Origin of the sequence: Nitrosococcus oceani ATCC 19707, from assembly GCF_000012805.1 — a bacterium.
Classification (GTDB): domain Bacteria; phylum Pseudomonadota; class Gammaproteobacteria; order Nitrosococcales; family Nitrosococcaceae; genus Nitrosococcus; species Nitrosococcus oceani.
Window position 1 is genome coordinate 1,684,849 of sequence record NC_007484.1, and the last position, 17,072, is coordinate 1,701,920.

General features: G+C 53.7%; 14 protein-coding genes. 10 read left to right on the forward strand and 4 right to left on the reverse strand.

The window, feature by feature from the left end; genetic code table 11:
- Positions 1 to 23: 23 nt before the first annotated feature.
- Entirely contained in the window at positions 24 to 254 is a 231-nt protein-coding gene (locus NOC_RS08190; RefSeq protein ID WP_002810351.1) for a hypothetical protein, read from the reverse strand.
- 102 nt (positions 255 to 356) lie between these two features.
- On the opposite strand from NOC_RS08190, the gene NOC_RS08195 reads away from it, so the two are divergent.
- The 9 genes from NOC_RS08195 (at position 357) to NOC_RS08240 (ending at position 13,093) form a co-directional block, all read left to right on the forward strand.
- The gene (locus NOC_RS08195) at positions 357 to 1,643 is read left to right on the forward strand and encodes an RNA-guided endonuclease InsQ/TnpB family protein (RefSeq protein ID WP_002810541.1); all 1,287 of its coding nucleotides are present in this window, start codon (positions 357 to 359) and stop codon (positions 1,641 to 1,643) included.
- Between the two features lie 297 nt (positions 1,644 to 1,940).
- Positions 1,941 to 2,150 (forward strand): type II toxin-antitoxin system VapB family antitoxin, encoded by a 210-nt coding sequence (locus NOC_RS08200; protein WP_002810571.1) that lies wholly within the window; start codon positions 1,941 to 1,943, stop codon positions 2,148 to 2,150.
- Between the two features lie 5 nt (positions 2,151 to 2,155).
- Entirely contained in the window at positions 2,156 to 2,554 is a 399-nt protein-coding gene (gene vapC, locus NOC_RS08205) for a type II toxin-antitoxin system VapC family toxin (protein ID WP_231561718.1), read from the forward strand.
- 63 nt (positions 2,555 to 2,617) lie between these two features.
- A complete protein-coding gene (gene gmd, locus NOC_RS08210) occupies positions 2,618 to 3,742 on the forward strand; it encodes a GDP-mannose 4,6-dehydratase (protein WP_172633697.1) in 1,125 nt (374 codons plus the stop codon).
- 23 nt (positions 3,743 to 3,765) lie between these two features.
- The gene (locus NOC_RS08215) at positions 3,766 to 4,998 is read left to right on the forward strand and encodes a glycosyltransferase WbuB (protein ID WP_002811741.1); all 1,233 of its coding nucleotides are present in this window, start codon (positions 3,766 to 3,768) and stop codon (positions 4,996 to 4,998) included.
- 136 nt (positions 4,999 to 5,134) lie between these two features.
- The gene (locus NOC_RS08220; RefSeq protein WP_002810417.1) at positions 5,135 to 5,911 is read left to right on the forward strand and encodes a polysaccharide biosynthesis/export family protein; all 777 of its coding nucleotides are present in this window, start codon (positions 5,135 to 5,137) and stop codon (positions 5,909 to 5,911) included.
- A 1,076-nt stretch (positions 5,912 to 6,987) separates the two neighbouring features.
- Complete coding sequence (locus tag NOC_RS08230) at positions 6,988 to 8,493, forward strand: TolC family protein (protein WP_002811088.1); 1,506 nt, start codon at positions 6,988 to 6,990, stop codon at positions 8,491 to 8,493.
- Positions 8,490 to 9,893, forward strand: a complete 1,404-nt coding sequence (locus tag NOC_RS08235; protein ID WP_011330686.1) for an efflux RND transporter periplasmic adaptor subunit — start codon at positions 8,490 to 8,492, stop codon at positions 9,891 to 9,893. The genes NOC_RS08230 and NOC_RS08235 overlap by 4 nt, the downstream gene beginning before the upstream one ends.
- Positions 9,890 to 13,093: an efflux RND transporter permease subunit gene (locus NOC_RS08240; RefSeq protein ID WP_002810016.1), complete on the forward strand. Its 3,204-nt coding sequence runs from the start codon at positions 9,890 to 9,892 to the stop codon at positions 13,091 to 13,093. The genes NOC_RS08235 and NOC_RS08240 overlap by 4 nt, the downstream gene beginning before the upstream one ends.
- A gap of 31 nt (positions 13,094 to 13,124) precedes the next feature.
- Here NOC_RS08240 and NOC_RS17910 read toward each other — a convergent pair whose 3' ends face one another.
- The 3 genes from NOC_RS17910 to NOC_RS08250 form a co-directional block, all read right to left on the reverse strand.
- Positions 13,125 to 13,340: a hypothetical protein gene (locus NOC_RS17910; protein WP_002808492.1), complete on the reverse strand. Its 216-nt coding sequence runs from the start codon at positions 13,338 to 13,340 to the stop codon at positions 13,125 to 13,127.
- Between the two features lie 12 nt (positions 13,341 to 13,352).
- Positions 13,353 to 13,568, reverse strand: a complete 216-nt coding sequence (locus NOC_RS17915; RefSeq protein WP_002809976.1) for a beta-lactamase hydrolase domain-containing protein — start codon at positions 13,566 to 13,568, stop codon at positions 13,353 to 13,355.
- Between the two features lie 162 nt (positions 13,569 to 13,730).
- Positions 13,731 to 14,483, reverse strand: coding sequence for an MBL fold metallo-hydrolase (locus NOC_RS08250; protein WP_011330687.1), 753 nt, complete (start codon positions 14,481 to 14,483; stop codon positions 13,731 to 13,733).
- Positions 14,484 to 14,878: 395 nt separating this feature from the next.
- Here NOC_RS08250 and NOC_RS08255 point away from each other — a divergent pair, with 395 nt between their 5' ends.
- Positions 14,879 to 17,053: a copper-transporting P-type ATPase gene (locus NOC_RS08255; RefSeq protein ID WP_002809263.1), complete on the forward strand. Its 2,175-nt coding sequence runs from the start codon at positions 14,879 to 14,881 to the stop codon at positions 17,051 to 17,053.
- Positions 17,054 to 17,072: the final 19 nt, after the last annotated feature.

A 17,072-nucleotide genomic window follows, 5' to 3' on the forward strand; every position in this document is an offset into this window, starting at 1 on the left:
GTATTGGTGTCGAGCGCGAACACCTACAGCGGTTCCCGTGGCACATCCGCGGTTGTTTCCCGTCGTAACGTCTCGGCTTCTGGAAAGTCGCTCCAGGCGCCCGCCAGTTCCCGTACCGAATCTGGCCACTGGGTACGAGTTTTGTCCTTCACCAGCGCCGCTACCCAGAGGCTTACGGGCATCTTGGCCGCAGCGGCGGCAGACTTGAGGGGCTGTTCCGTTTTGTCGTCGAGGTAAATGGCGATCTGGCCCATATGCTCATGCCTAATAACAACCTATATTTTAAATTATACTCTCCCATCGACATCGAAGGAGTGCATGGACGCACGACGACCCCCTAGTGAGGTCGCAAAGTGATGTTTGTGGCGGGCAAAATTCGCGGTATAATGAGCGCGGCTAGACAGTGTTGGAAGCACTACCTAGCCACTTGCCACAGACCCAATAGCGTAAGTATTGAGGCCATGACCGAGCCGGATTCTAGCAAAATACAGCGAAGCTACAAGTTTCGCTTCTACCCCACCAGCGTCCAGCGCCAGCAATTGGCGATTGAGTTTGGCCATGCCCGCTGGGTGTGGAATACCTGTCTGACCTGGCGGGGCCATCAATACAGGGTTCACGACAAATGCGTTAGCGGTGTTGATTTTAGCCGCCAGCTCACGTTTCTAAAAAAGCTAGGGGCTTACGGTTGGCTGGGCGAGGCGACCCGCGATTGCCTCATGCAAAAGCTCCGCGACCAGGACACGGCCTTCAGGAACTTCTTTGCGGGTCGGGCCAAGCATCCAAAGTTCAAAAAAAGGGCGCATACCCAAAGCATCCGCTACTGCTTCGATCATCGCCACAGGGGCAAGATAAAAGCGTGGATGGCGGGGCAATTGGTTCTGCCCAAGCTCGGGGCGCTCAAGCTCAAGTGGTCCCGCAGGCCCCAGGGCATCCCCAAGATGGTGACGGTCACCCAGGACGGTGCGGGTCGTTATTTTATCTCCTTCATGTGCGAAGAGACGATCCAGCCGCTGCCGCGAAAGCCAAACGGTATCGGCGTGGATCTCGGCGTGAAGGATATTGTCGTGACTTCCGAGGGTTGGAAGTCCGGTAATCCTCGCCACCTACGCACTTATCGGCGTCTACTCACCAAAACTCAGCGTCGGCTCTCTCGCAAAGTCAGAGGTAGTGATCGTTGGCGCCGCCAGCGAGTAAGGGTCGCCAAGGCCCACGCCAGGGTGAGCAATACCCGTCAGGATTGGCTGCATAAGCTCAGCACGGCACTGATTCGCCAGGCTGGTTTCATCGCCATGGAAGATTTGAACGTCAGGGGCATGATGGCCAATAGACGGCTATCCAAGGCATTGGGCGATGTGGGCATGCACGAACTTAAACGCCAATTGGAATACAAGGCTAAGTGGTATGGCCGAGAGTTTGTGCAAGTGGATAGGTGGGCGCCCACCAGTAAAACGTGCTCGGCGTGTGGCACAGTGCAAAAAGCCATGCCGCTCAATGTTCGCGAGTGGACTTGCCCGGACTGTAAGTCAGTCCACGACCGCGATATTAACGCGGCCCGGAATATTTTAAGGTTAACTACGGTTGGGAGGACCGGAAGTGATGCGCGTGGAGGAGTATACCAACCGGAGGTGGCTTATGGCTGCTAAAGGACTCCGTGGAAACGCGAATTGCAGCAAGGCGAGTGAGCTTGCCTGCCTGTGCGGTGCACGCAGACAGGTCGGGAACAAGCGAACGAGACTTAGCCGCAAACTCCAACGAGATATTGGAAACTAGCCGCGCAGAGTTTCTGAACGAGCTGTTCCGGCGCAAGATATCAGCCTGTCAGGTGACGATTGACGAATTGCGCGAGGAAATCAGTAATTTTTGATCATCCCGCTAGGAGATTGACATGGTTATTAATACACCTCATTATACATGTTTAGATGTGTATAATGAGGTGTGCGATGCGGACCAATATTGATTTGGATGACAAGTTGCTGGAGGCAGCCTTTCGCTGTGTCTCCGTGAAGAGCAAGAAAGAACTGGTGCATCTGGCGCTAAAGGAATTTGTCGAGCATCATCAGCGTAAAGACCTGCGGGAGCTGCGAGGGCGGGCCAGTATCCGGTCGGATTATGATTACAAGGCGTTGCGGGAATACAAGGACGATACGTGATACTGGTGGATACGTCAGTCTGGATCGATTTTCTGCGTGACCGCGATACACCTGGAACCCAGGCCCTAAATAGGATTCTGGATCGGGATTATCCCTTCGGCATCACGGGCATTATTTACCAGGAGATACTCCAGGGGGCGGATTCGCCGAAAAGCTTGCGCGTGTTGGTGGATTATTTCGCAACGCAGCGATTTTATCATCCGTTGGATAAGGTTGATACGTATAGGCGTGCCGCAGAGATATATGGGCACTGTCGGCGCAATGGAGTGACGATACGTAGTACGGTTGATTGCCTGATCGCGCAAATCGCCCTGGAGCATAATTTGTTTCTGTTGCATAGCGATCGGGATTTTCAATTGATGAAAGGCTGCGTCCCTGAATTACGCGAATGGTTGAATGATTAATTCCAGGGATAGGAAAGGTGGGAGTTAGGTAACGGGGCGCATAAACCGGGAGAGCGTTGGGGGATCATGAAAAAAGCATTAATTACCGGCGTTACCGGCCAGGATGGAGTGTACCTGGTCGAGTTTTTACTGAAAAAAGGCTATGAAGTCCATGGCATTAAGCGCCGGGCTTCCCTGTTTAATACCGATCGTATTGATCATCTCTACCAAGATCCCCATGAATCCGAGCGGCGTTTTATTTTGCACTATGGGGATTTAACGGACGCCACCAATCTTATCCGGGTTATCCAGGAAGTGCAGCCGGATGAAATTTACAATCTGGCGGCCCAAAGCCACGTGGCGGTTTCCTTTGAAACGCCTGAATACACGGCGAATGCCGATGCTCTGGGGACGCTGCGGTTGCTGGAGGCGATTCGCATTTTAGGGTTGGAGGAGAAGGTGCGTTTTTATCAAGCGTCTACTTCCGAACTTTATGGCAAGGTGCAGTCCGTGCCGCAGAATGAGCAAACGCCTTTTTATCCCCGTTCGCCTTATGCCGCGGCCAAGCTCTATGCTTATTGGATCACGGTGAATTACCGGGAAGCCTATGGCATGTATGCCTGCAATGGAATCCTCTTTAATCATGAATCGCCGGTTCGGGGCGAGACCTTTATCACCCGCAAGATTACCCGGGGGCTGGTGCGGATTACTTTGGGCCTGCAGAGTTGCCTGCATGTGGGGAATCTGGAAGCGCGGCGGGACTGGGGCCATGCCCGGGACTATGTGAAAGCCCAGTGGCTGATGCTGCAACAGTCAACGCCGGATGATTATGTGATTGCCACTGGCGAGCAACACTCCGTGCGGGAATTTATCGAACAGGCGGCCCAGGTGCTCGGGCTTTCCTTGGATTGGCAAGGCCAGGGGGAAGAAGAAATCGCCGTGGTGAGGGCGGTTGCCGGACAAGCCATGGAATGCGGCCATATTCAACCTGGTGATGTGCTCATTCGTATTGATCGCCGTTATTTTCGCCCTACCGAGGTGGAAGCGCTGTTAGGCGATGCCAGCAAGGCCCGTCGGGAGCTAGGCTGGGCGCCGCAAACCGCCTTTGATGATCTGGTGCGGGAGATGGTCATGGAAGACTTGAAGTACGCCAAGCGGGATGTGCTTTGCCGTCAGGAAGGATATCGGACCTTTGATTATTATGAGTGAGGGAACGGCCGTGGAGGAAGGATATGCGTATCTTGATTTACGGTATTAACTTTGCTCCGGAATTGACCGGTATCGGCAAGTATAGTGGGGAGATGGCGGCGTGGCTGGCAGGCCGCGGGCATGAAGTCCGGGTAGTGACGGCTCCTCCCTATTATCCGGAATGGCGCGTTAGGGAGGGTTATTCCAGTTGGCGTTATGGCCGTGAAAGCTTTGCCCTTCCAGCCGGCGGTGGTTTCAGCGGCTGGCGCTGCCCCCTTTGGGTACCCCGTTCTCCTTCCGGCCTAACCCGGTTATTGCATCTAGCCACTTTTATGTTAACCAGCGCGCCTGTTATGTTGCGCTATCTCCTATGGCGTCCCCATGTGGTCGTGCTGATTGCGCCCACGCTTTTTTGCGCTCCCGTGGCCTGGACCGTGGCGCGGCTCGCGGGAGGGGCGGCCTGGCTGCATCTTCAGGATTTTGAACTGGATGCCGCGGTGGGGCTTAACCTATTGCGTCATGGCTGGTTGCGTGGAGCCGCCAGAATTTTTGAACGGCAGTGGCTGTTGGCTTTTGATCGGGTTTCCAGTATCTCCCATCGGATGCTCTCCCATCTGGGGGACAAAGGGGTGGCCGAAACGCGATGCGTGCTTTTTCCTAATTGGGTGGATACTCGAGCGCTTTATCCTCTACCGGGAGTGAGTGCCTATCGGGCCGAGTTGGGGATCGCCCCGGAGACGGTCGTGGCCCTTTACTCGGGAAATATGGGGGAGAAGCAAGGGCTGGAGCTTTTGGTGGAGGCGGCCCGGCGGTTGCGGAACCGGTCAGAAATTGTGTTTGTGCTGGCCGGTGCGGGGGTTGCCCGCGCCCGGCTGGAAGTCCAGGGAAAGGATTTACCCAATCTTCGATGGTTGCCGTTGCAGCCTGCCGAGCGGTTGAACGAATGGCTCAATTTAGCGGATATTCACTTATTGCCCCAGCGCGCCGATGCGGCTGATCTGGTGATGCCTTCCAAATTGACGGGGATGCTGGCCAGTGGCCGGCCTGTGGTGGCCACGGCGCGGCTGGAGACTCAAATTGGGCAAGTGGTTGCGGGCTGTGGGCAGTTGGTGGCGCCGGGAGATGTGGAGGGCTTGGCGGAAGCCATTTATCAAATGGCGCGGAACCCCGGTCGGCGGCTTAAGCTCGGTCAACAGGCACGGCGTTATGCGGTGGAGCACTGTGATTATGAGCGCGTGATGTTGGATTTTGAAAAAAACCTGGGAAGTTTATTATAAAAGCGGCAGGGCTTGCCGTGTTAGCCTTTGGAGATAATGTAAGCGGCGATCACATCTCGGTGTGCTCGTCCAGTTGTCAGTGAATGAGGAATCCCCTTCCTTCAGGGAGGGGCGGAAGTCAATTCAAGAGAATACCATGATGACAACCAACAGGAACCGTTTTGCGGATACCGGTTTAAGAATGTCCAGCCGGAAGAGATTAAGCAAAGGATGCAGGCGTATTCTTTGCTTTTTGATTATCGGACTTTTAGCGGCTTGCGGTGCTAGCACTCCTTCCCGGGAAGCAACAAGTCCACTCCCGGAATCCACGACGAGCACACATTCCAGTTTATCGCCACAAGCGGTGGAGGAAAAGAATGGTTATCGCATTGGTCCTTCAGATTTGCTCCAGATCGATGTCTTTCAAGTGCCGGAGCTTTCCCGGGCGGTGCGGGTTAGTGCCGAGGGAGTCATTTCCTTACCGCTCATCGGTGCGATACAGGTAAATAATTTGACCAGCCAGGAACTGGAAGATCTCTTGGGTAAGCGGTTAAGAGAGAAATATTTGCAGGACCCTCAGGTGAGTGTTTTTATTGAGGAGTATGTTAGCCAGCGGGTGACGGTGGAGGGCGCTGTTGAAAAGCCAGGGATTTATCCCATTCAAGGACGAACCACATTATTGCAAGCGCTTGCCTCCGCTGAGGGGGTCAACAAGGTGGCCGATCTAGAAGGGATAAAGCTGTTCCGTCCTACCGGCAATAACACTAAACAAATTTTATATTACAATATCGAGGCTATTCGAGAAGGGGTTGTGCCGGACCCGAAAATTTATGCGGACGATATCATCGTGGTCGAGGAGTCTGGCACTAAGGTGTTTTTCGACGAACTTTCTAATTATGTCCGCTTTTTTGCGAACCCGTTTATATTTTTCTAAATGGAGAATTTTTTATCGCCAAGGGATATCGATCTTGGAGTTTCGCCATGACGGATAGCAGTTTTGTTCTTACAAAACTTCATCCGCCTGGAGAATTCGCGCTTCAATGGGTGCCTTGGGCTGGCCACGACTTAGCGCGCAAGGCCCTCGATTGGGTATCACCCTCCACGCGCATCACTTCCCCTCCTACCGAGGGTAGGTCGCGCTCTTGGCAACAGGGAAAATATACCGCGAATTGTTGGCGAAACGCAAGTCATGTTGGCCCTTGCGCTCGATGCGCCGTTTCACTTCGCCTGTCTGCGTGCGGACACGCACAGGCAGGCACTCTCACTGGGGGGTCGTTCAACATCCATGTTTAATTCCAAAGTATATTTGCTTTTTTCCTAAAAATAATTTTTATTAGAGCCGTATCTTAGTTAAATAACTTCTGCGCTGCTCACAGCCTGGGAGGATATTCCTCGCTCCAGGGGATGGAGAATAATTTCCTTGAATCTGGGAATTTTGATAAAATCCACGAAGTGCAATATAGTATCATCAAATTTTTTACTTTGACTGCCTTTTGGGGGACTTTTAGTCTGTTAGCAATATTAGTTGCTGCTGGCCCTGACATCCCCCCCTTCCAGACGGAAATCCATTACCCCATGGCAGAGGTTCAGATAGAGGCGCCTGCCTCCGTTGCGTCGTTCTTCCAAGATGGATTTTCTTTCGGGAATGGGAACTGCAATAAAAAATCTGGATGTGCCGGTTACCACCTCCAGTGTAATTCCCACCTGTGCTTTTTGCCCGAGTGCTTAGTTTCACACCTCCACGTAGCCGCCATTCAGTGGGTTTTCCTGCCGGAGGCAGGGCCACCCGAATTTCAACCCCTTCCTCTTTTTAAACCTCCTATTTCTGCTTGAAAAGCTAAGCAGTATCGCGACCCGGGTTTAGTGCGTAAGGCTGGAATTTTTATACTGTCCTTACAGCTCGTTAGTCGTGCCTGTTAGATCGCTGGGCGTTATAGCCATAGGACTAAGCCGGATGTGCTTTAGCTCCGTGGCTTGCCTAGAAACGATTACCTTCAAGGAATTAAGGAGATGTTTAAACCTATCTTTTTGACTCTTTTATTCGGAGCGAGAAAGAAGAGAAATAGTCCGCGGTTTTTTTTTCAGGGTGTAGTGACCGGTGGATTATTTATCTTTTCAATAGCGGCTTTGGCGGAAGTCAAACCGCCTTTTCTAGAGGGGCCAGAGGCTCGGTTTTCGGAAAGCCGCTTAGATAAGAGCGGGATGGATGGAGGAGGCGCATCCCAAGGTTATTCCCCGGCTGTTTCGACTCCCTCCCAGCAAAGTGGTAAAGAATATGCTGCCAGCCCTGGGGAGGAATCGCTAGAGAAGCGGTTGAGTTTGCAAGACGCCATAAAGACGGCGCTTCGGGATAATCCAGGTTTGGCGGAGATGCGGGCCCGGGCTGAAGCCATGGCCGCTATTCCCTCTCAGGTGGGCTCCCTGCCTGATCCAGTGATTAGTTTCAATACCTTGAATCTTCCTGTGGATACCTTTGACCGTAGCCAGGAGGCCATGACCCAGTTGCAAATTGGAATCAGCCAGGCGTTTCCTTTCCCCGGTAAGCTGGGGTTGCGGCGGAGCGCGGCGGAATATGAGGCCGCGGCTGCCGGCAATGATGTGCACGAGGTGCGGTTGCTGCTGATTCGGGACGTTAAGCAGACCTGGTGGAATCTGTTTTATTTGGACCAAGCCTTGGAAACCGTGAAGCGTAATCAAGCATTGATGCGCCAGTTCGTGGAAATCGCTCAAACTAAATACCGGGTCGGGCAGGGCCTGCAACAGGAGGTCTTGTTAGCCCAGGTGGAATTGTCCAAGCTGCTGGATCTGGAAGTTCAGCTTACGGCGCTGCGTCGCACGAGCGAGGCTCGGTTAAATGCTTTGCTGAACTGGCCGACAACGCGCCCGCTGCGCCTCCCCGTTGAGGTGGAGACGAAGTTACAGCCTCTGGCGCTGGAGGAGACTTGGCAACGCCAGGCGGAAAAAAATCGGCCTTTGCTAGCGGCCGAGCAACACCGGATTGAAGCCGCCCGCGAGCGGCGGGATTTAGCCAAAAAAGATTACTACCCGGACTTCAAGCTGGGCACGGCCTACGGCTTTCGCAGTGGAAATGATCCCTTGCGCGGGGGGGCCCGCGCCGATTTTGCCTCCGTCATGTTCAGCATGACGGTGCCTCTTTATGCCGGTAGTAAGCAGGCCAAGGCCGTGGATCAGCGTTCCAGCGAGGTGCTCCAGCAAATCTATTCCCTTCAGGATAGACGCCAGCAAGTGCGTCGGGAAATCTCCACCGCGCTGGCCAATTACCAACAGGCCCGGGAGCAGTTTCTTCTGTTCAAGACCGGAATCATCCCCCAGGCACGGCAAACGGTTGCCTCTATGTTGGCAGGCTATCAGGTGAACAAGGTGGATTTTTTGAATCTAGTGAATGCCCAGATTACCCTTTACAACTTTGAAACCCAGTACTGGAAAGTGCTGGCGGAAGCCCACCAAGCCTTGGCGGCTTTGAGCGCCGCTACTGGCGAGGAAGAGACGAAATGAGTAAACAGACTGCTATGGTTATTGTTCTGGCCTTTTTAATCGCTCTAGCGATAGGGGTGGGCGGTGGTTATTGGTATGCCACTTATTGGGCACCGAAGACGGCAGCGCCGGTTTCGGAAACTCCTGCTAAAAAGCCCCTCTTTTACCGTTCTCCCATGAATCCGGAAATCACCTCGCCGGTTCCCGCCAAGGATGCCATGGGGATGGATTACGTTCCCGTTTACGCAGACGAGGAAGGGAGCGGCAAAGCGCCTGCGGGTACGGTGAAAATCGACCCGGTTATTGTACAGAATATTGGGGTGCGGACTACCACGGCGGAGCGCCGCACCCTGACCCGTACGATACGGGCGGTGGGGCGGGTCGATTACAATGAAGAACTCCTGGCGCGGCTTCATCCCAAAATCGAGGGCTGGGTGGAGAAGCTGTTTGTCGACAAAACGGGCGCCAAGGTACAGAAAGATGAGATGTTGCTCAGTCTCTATTCACCGCAATTGGTAGCCACTCAGCAAGAATATCTCCTCGCCCTGCGCAACCGGGAAACACTTGAAATGAGCCCCTATCCAGATATTCGGCAAGGGGCGGAAGAATTGGTCCAGAGCACCCGGGAGCGGCTGCAATTATTGGATGTGCCGGAACATCAGATCCGCGAGTTGGAACAGGCCGAAAAAATTTATAAGAATCTGCATATCCATTCTCCTTTTCATGGGGTTGTGCTCCAAATTGGTGTTCGTGAAGGCCAATATGTGACCCCCCAAACGGAGCTCTATACCTTGGCCGATCTTTGTCAAGTGTGGGTTTATGTGGACATTTATGAGTATGAACTGCCTTGGGTCCAGGCCGGCGATGAAGCCGAGATGCGCGTTACTGCCATTCCCGGCCAAGTTTTTCACGGTACGGTCGCTTATATTTATCCCTATCTGGAGAAACAAACCCGCACTGTTCAATTGCGTCTGGAATTTGATAATTCTGATCTCTTGTTGAAGCCGGAGATGTTCGCCAATGTGACCATTCATGCCAGCAAGCAGGTGGACGCAGTGGTGGTGCCGGAGGCAGCCATTGTCCGCTCCGGCACCCGGGAGCAGGTGTTCGTCGTGCGTGGGCCCGGCAAATTTGAACCTCGGGAGGTGAAGGTGGGGGTCTCAGCCGAGGGTTTCACCGAAATTTTGGCGGGACTCAAACCTGGCGAGAAGGTGGTGACCTCAAGCCAGTTTCTCATCGACTCCGAGTCCAAGCTGCGGGAGGCTACCGCCAAAATGAAAGAACCCAAATTAGGGGCGATAAACGCTGAAAAACAGGAAGAGGATGCCGGCAAACATAAACAGAGGATAACGCCTAAGGGGAGTCCTGCCAAGGATAATCATACCCCCCACACCCATTCAGCCCCTGAGGAGGTAAGATGATTAAGTTCATTATCGATGCTTCCCTCCGGAATAAATTTCTGGTGCTGACGGCTACGCTGCTGCTGCTGGCCGTGGGCCTCTGGACCCTCAAAAACACCCCCCTGGATGCGATCCCGGACCTTTCCGATGTGCAGGTCATCGTCTTTACCGAATATCCGGGCCAGGCCCCCCAGGTGGTGGAAGATCAGGTGACTTATCCTCTGACCACGGCCATGTTGGCGGTGCCCCATGCCAAGGTGGTACGGGGCTATTCCTTCTTTGGTTTCTCTTTTGTCTACATCATCTTCGAAGATGGCACTGACATGTACTGGGCTCGCTCCCGGGTACTGGAGTATCTTAACTATGTCCGCGGCAGGCTCCCGGCAGGCATCAATCCTTCTTTAGGGCCCGATGCCACGGGGGTGGGTTGGATCTACGAGTATGCTTTGGTGGACCGGAGCGGAAAACACGATCTGGCCCAACTGCGCACCATTCAGGATTGGTACCTGCGCTATCCTCTGCAGACCGTTCCGGGGGTGGCTGAAGTGGCTTCTATTGGAGGATTCGTCAAACAATATCAGGTGGAGGTGGACCCTAACGCTTTGCTGGCCTACCACATTCCCCTCTCCAAGGTGAAGCGGGCCATCCAACGTTCCAATCAGGATGTGGGCGGGCGTTTGGTGGAAATGGCGGAGACCGAGTACATGGTTCGTGGTCTCGGCTATATCCAGTCCATTGAAGATATCAACGATATTCCGCTGGGGGTGGATAGGCAAGGCACGCCTATCCGTATCGCAGATGTGGCCCATGTCCACTTAGGGCCTGAATTGCGCCGCGGCCTGGCCGAACTCAATGGCGAAGGGGAAGTGGCCGGTGGGGTGGTGGTCATGCGTTATGGGGAAAACGCCCTGGCTACCATCCAGCGGGTCCGGACCAAGCTGGAGGAACTAAAGCAGTCCCTGCCGGAAGGGGTGGAAATCGTACCCGTGTACGATCGGGGTGCGCTTATCGAACGGGCGGTGGACAGTCTTCAGGAGACCCTTCTTCAGGAGGTGATCATCGTCAGCCTCGTCCTTGCGCTCTTTCTATTCCATCTCCGTTCCTCTTTGGTGGCTATTTTGGCCTTGCCCATGGCGGTTCTCATCGCCTTTATTATCATGAAAGGGCAGGGTCTCAACGCTAACATCATGTCCCTGGGGGGCATCGCGATTACCATTGGCGCCATGGTGGATGCCGCTGTGGTGATGATCGAGAACGCCCACAAGCATCTGGAACGATCTGTGTTGGAGAAAGGTAGAGCGCTTACCCGCGATGAGCACTGGGTGACAGTGGGGATTTCCGCCAAAGAGGTGGGACCGGCGCTGTTTTTCGCCCTGGCCATCATGACCGTATCCTATTTGGCCATCTTCACTCTCGAAGCCCAGGAAGGCAGGCTATTCAAGCCCCTGGCTTTTACGGCGACTTATACCATGGCGGCCGGGTCGGTGCTTGCCATCACCCTGGTTCCCTTGCTGATGGGTTATTTTATCCGGGGCAAGATCCTGCCGGAGAAAAAGAACCCGGCTAATCGCCTCCTGCATTTCCTGTTTGCCCCGGCAGTCCGTCAGGCTTTGCGCTTTCGTAAAACCACATTGATTATTGCTTTTGTTTTACTTGGAGTGACCCTTTATCCAGTAGCTAAAACCGGCAGTGAGTTTATGCCGCCCCTGGATGAAGGGGATATTCTTTACATGCCGAGCGCCTATCCGGGCATCTCCATCACCAAAGCCAAGGAGGTGTTGCAGCAGACCGACAAGATCTTGAGCACCTTTCCCGAGGTCCACTCCGTCTTTGGTAAGGCAGGGCGGGCGGAAACGGCCACCGATCCGGCGCCCCTTTCCATGTTTGAGACTACCGTGCAGCTCAAGCCCAAGGAAGCATGGCCAGACCCCAGCAAAACGACCAAAGAATTGATGGATGAAATGGATGCCGCCATTCAGTTTCCAGGAATTACCAACGCCTGGACTATGCCCATCAAGACCCGGATCGATATGCTCTCTACCGGTATTAAAACGCCCATTGGGATTAAGGTAAGCGGACCAGATCTGGCCGTGTTGGAACAGGTGGCCGGCGACATCGAGCGGACGCTGAAGGCGCTTCCAGAGACCTTATCCGCTTTCGGGGATAAGGCTGCTGGGGGCTATTACTTGGATTTCGATATTTCTCGAGAGGAGGCGGCCCGCTATGGGCTAACGGTGGGAGATGTGCAGGATGTGATCCAGACCGCCATTGGTGGAATGAAGGTGACGGAAACTGTCGAGGGGCTAGAACGTTATCCGGTGAATCTGCGCTATCCCCGGGAGTCGCGCGACAACCTGACCCAACTGAAACGGACTTTGATCCCCACCCCCACCGGCACCCAAATCCCTTTGTCTCAAGTGGCTGATCTCCGGTTACATCGAGGTCCGCCTGTGATCAAAAGCGAAAATTCCCGGCCCAATGCTTGGATTTACGTGGATATTAAGTCTTCGGATATAGGCGGCTATGTAGCCAAAGCCAAGGAGGTAGTACAACGGGAAGTAGATATTCCACCCGGCTACACGTTGAGTTGGTCGGGTCAGTATGAGTACATGGCGCGGGCGGCCGAGCGGTTGCAAATCGTGGTGCCGTTGACCCTGTTGATTATTTTTTTGCTGCTGTATTTTAATTTCCGCAATGTGACTGAACCGCTACTCGTGATGGGCTTTATTCCCTTCAACCTCATTGGCGGTTTCTGGTTGCTATATTGGCTAGATTTTAATCTGTCTGTGGCCGTAGGAGTGGGATTCATTGCCTTGGCGGGTATAGGGGCTGAAACGGCGGTGCTAAAATTGACCTTTATCGACCAGGAACTGGCCCAGCGCCGTCAAGCCAAGCTAAAAAAGCGCCAGGAGGGAGAAAATACGCCTCCTTCCTCCAAGGTTCTGCGCTTGTCGTCCAAGGAGATCATGTCGGCGGCCTATGCGGGGACCATGGGGCGGGTACGTCCCGTCTTCATGGCTGATTTTTCCACTATTGCAGGTCTTTTGCCTATCATGTGGAGCTCGGGCACGGGAGCTGAGACTATGCAGCGAATCGCCGCCCCCATGGTAGGGGGATTGGTGAGTGTCATGATTCTCAACTTACTGGTATTGCCCGTGTTTTATGGGATGATTTTACAAGCTCGGGAAAGGTTTCGCGGACAGTTCAAAGATGGGCTCTGAATTTTTTCCGTTCCCTGTTATTGGATTTTGCCTATGCTTTATCAATATAAGTTTTCACGAATTGTTCAAGCTGGGGGACGTCACATTCGAATCCCATTTCCCGGGCTTTTTGCAGGGCGGTTTCCCCATTCATTCCCTGCTCGACCGCCGTGGCCATCATGGTGAAAGCGCCAGCGCGCTTGCCACTGGCGCAATGCACAAACACTGGTTTGGGGACATCCTCTAGCCGCTCCCGGAACTGGTCCACCAGGGTTTCATTTCAGGCGTCCATGGACACCGGAAGATGCGCGTATTCCATACCGAGTTCGCTGACAATCGCGCCTTCATCGGACGGGCTTAAGGGTTGATCCTTCTCGCCAGTCGCACGCAGGTTAATGACAGTTTGGAAACCCTCTTGTTTCAGCTGTTGCAAATCTTCCTTGAAAGGTTGGCCGCCCACCGCAGTTGTTTCATTGAATTTGCTCAGATTCATCATGCTTTCTCCCAGTAAATATTGGGTTAATTTCTCATTAATATATATCTCAAGCCTACGGCAATAGGGGGTACTATGCTAATAGCTCGATTATTCAATTCTAGCTGTACTCCCCATCAAGGGGATATTCCTCGTGGATTTCAGCCTGTAACTTCGCTCCCCTTCTTAGCCTTGATCATAGGGGTTACAGGGTGCCCGGAATTCCTCGGGCACATCAGGCGGGCATTGGCCGCACATGTGGTTGCCGGGGACGGCAAAATCGATTTTTTGGGGATAGGGCAGGTCAAGATTGTTCATGATGGTTGTGAAGTCTTCTAGCGATGTGGATTCCTTTATCCGGGGATTGCGCTTTTTCTCCTGGGCAATGGTTGAGATGAATCGTCCTTCATAATTGTGGGCCGGATAAACCAGGGTTTCGTCGGGTAGGGTAAAGAGCTTGTCGCGAATGCTATGGTATAAACTGGTGGCATCGCCTTGCTGAAAATCAGTGCGCCCGCAGGCATCGATTAAAAGCGCATCGCCAGAGAAGAGGAGGGTGTGAGTTTGGTCGTTCACAATATAGCAATGATGGGTGTCGGTATGGCCAGGGGTAAACAGGGGATGCAGTTCGATGTTGCCAATGGAAAAAGATTCGCCCTCTCGCAGACCAATATCGACGCAGGAAAACTGGTCCATGGCCGGATAACAAATTTGGCTGCCGGTAAGTTGTTTGAGCTTAAGTGCGCCTGTCAGATGATCCGCATGGACATGGGTATCAATGGTATAGGTTAGCTTCAAGTCCAGCGCTTGCAGTATTTCCAAATCCCGTTTCGTGGTGTCGATAACCGGGTCAATCAGTGCGCACTGGCCAGTTTCGGGGCAGGCCAGCAAATAAGTGTAAGTAGAGGATACTGGTTCGAAAAGCTGTTTGAAAAGCATGCCTTTATCTCCAAATTAGCAGCAAAAAGCGCGGACTTCAAAGGGCCCCTTGATCGCATTTTTCGATAGCCTTCACTATCGAGGATAGTGCAGCCTTTGACTCATTACCAGCGCCGACCCGGAAAATGGCCCCTTCGCTCCACTCGGCAACAGCGTTACCCTTCGGTGTTCTATCAAGGACGACACGTTTTGGCGGCGCCGCCATGGGTACGGGCCTGCTGAATAGGGGGCAGGGGGGTATCCCCGTAAGGGCAGCATACGCGGCAATCCCCCGGTTTGGAGCGCAGCCTGATAATTGCCGTAGGAAAGAAAAATGGTGCCTCTTCTGCTAGAGTTAAGTATTCCCGAGCTTAAGATTGTAAGCCCTGTTTTTAAACCCAACGAGGATTAAACCCATGCGTACGGAGAGTCGCCAACATACCCATAAAACCATGGCTGCTTCTGTTCAGAATGGCGAGTCTAGTGCTGTTTTCACCTGCCCCATGCATCCGGAAATCCGCCAACAAGGACCCGGCAATTGCCCTATTTGCGGCATGGCCCTGGAGCCGGAAACCATCACTGGCGAGGAAGGTGAAAATCCAGAACTGACCGATTTCAAGCGCAGGTTTTGGATTGGCTTGGTGTTGAGTCTCCCCCTGCTAGTATTGGACATGGGGGGGCATTTTACCGATATCCATTTCGTTGACGAAAACATTTCAAACTGGGTTCAATTGGTGCTGGCCACACCGGTTGTGCTTTGGGCGGGTTGGCCTTTTTTCGTGCGCGGCGCTTATTCACTGGTGAAGCGTTCTTTAAATATGTTTACCTTGATTGCCATGGGTACGGGCGTTGCCTGGATATATAGCGTGGTCGCCACTATCGCCCCTGGTATTTTCCCGGCGGCCTTTCGCGGCGAAAGCGGCATTGTTCCGGTTTATTTTGAAGCCGCCGCGGTCATTATCGTTCTGGTGCTGTTAGGGCAAATTCTGGAACTACGCGCCCGGGAGCGGACGGGCGGCGCCATCAAAGCCCTGCTCGGTCTGGCGCCCAAAACCGCCTACCGAATCGATGAAAAGGGCCATGCCGCCGAGATCCCCATTGAAGAGATTCAAGTAGGCGATCATTTACGGATTCGCCCCGGTGATAAATTGCCGGTAGACGGCGTAGTGACGGAAGGTAGCAGCCATGTGGATGAGTCCATGGTTACCGGAGAGCCGATGCCGGTTGAAAAAACGGTGGGATCAAAGGTCATCGGCGCTACCGTAAATGCCAATGGCTCTCTCATTATCCGCGCTGAGAAAGTGGGCCGGGAAACGATGCTAGCCCAAATCGTTAAAATGGTCGCTGATGCCCAAAGAAGCCGGGCCCCCATCCAAAGAATGGCGGATATTGTGGCGGGCTGGTTCGTGCCGGCGGTTGTTTTGATTGCGGTAATCGCTTTTATCCTCTGGTCTATTTTGGGCCCCCCGCCCGCCTTTAGTTATGCTTTGATTGCCGCGGTGAGCGTTTTGATTATTGCCTGTCCCTGCGCCCTGGGATTGGCCACACCCATGTCCATCATGGTGGGGGTAGGCCGAGGAGCCAAGGCCGGGGTGCTGATTAAAAATGCCGAAGCTCTGGAGATCATGGAAAAAGTGGATACCCTGGTGGTAGATAAAACCGGTACCCTGACAGAAGGCCGTCCCGCCTTAACGGAGATAATAACCGCCGAGGGATGGGAGCGGGATGAGCTGCTGAAACTTGCCGCCGCCCTGGAGCAGGGAAGTGAGCACCCCCTGGCGGAGGCCATCGTTCGGGCCGCCCATGACGAGGGGTTGGTGTTGGCTCATACAAAGGGCTTTAAGGCGGTGACTGGAAAAGGCGTGAAAGGTCGGGTAGAGGGCAGGGAGATTGCCTTGGGAAACAGCAAGCTGATGGCCGATCTGGGGGTTGATACCGCACCGCTTCGGAAAGGCGCCGAGGAGCTGCGGGTCCAGGGCGCTACCGCCATGTTGGTAGCCATTGATGGCAAATTAGCGGGGGTCATTGCAGTCTCTGATCCCATCAAGGAAACGACCCACGGGGCTATTCAAGATCTGCATGAGGCGGGTTTAAAAATTGTCATGCTCACGGGAGACAATGAAACCACCGCCCGGGCCGTTTCAGAGAAACTGGGCATTGATGAAGTGTATGCCGATGTCTTGCCCCAGGATAAAAATCGGATTGTGGGCGAATTGCGGGATAAAGGCGCCGTGGTCGCCATGGCGGGGGATGGGATTAATGATGCCCCGGCCCTGGCGGCGGCCCAGGTGGGGATTGCCATGGGAACTGGCGCCGACGTAGCTATGGAAAGCGCGGGTGTGACTTTGCTGCAAGGCGATCTGAACGGTATTACCAAAGCGATTCATCTGTCCAGAGCCACCATGAGAAATATTCGCCAAAACCTTTTCTTTGCCTTTATCTACAATGCGGCGGGGGTACCGGTAGCCGCGGGCGTTCTATTTCCCTTTTTTGGCATTTTGCTTTCTCCCATTTTTGCCGCCGCCGCCATGTCGCTTAGTTCCGTCAGCGTGGTAGGGAATGCGCTGCGTTTGAACTGGGTGAAAGTATAATAAGCGGACATTCACTCAA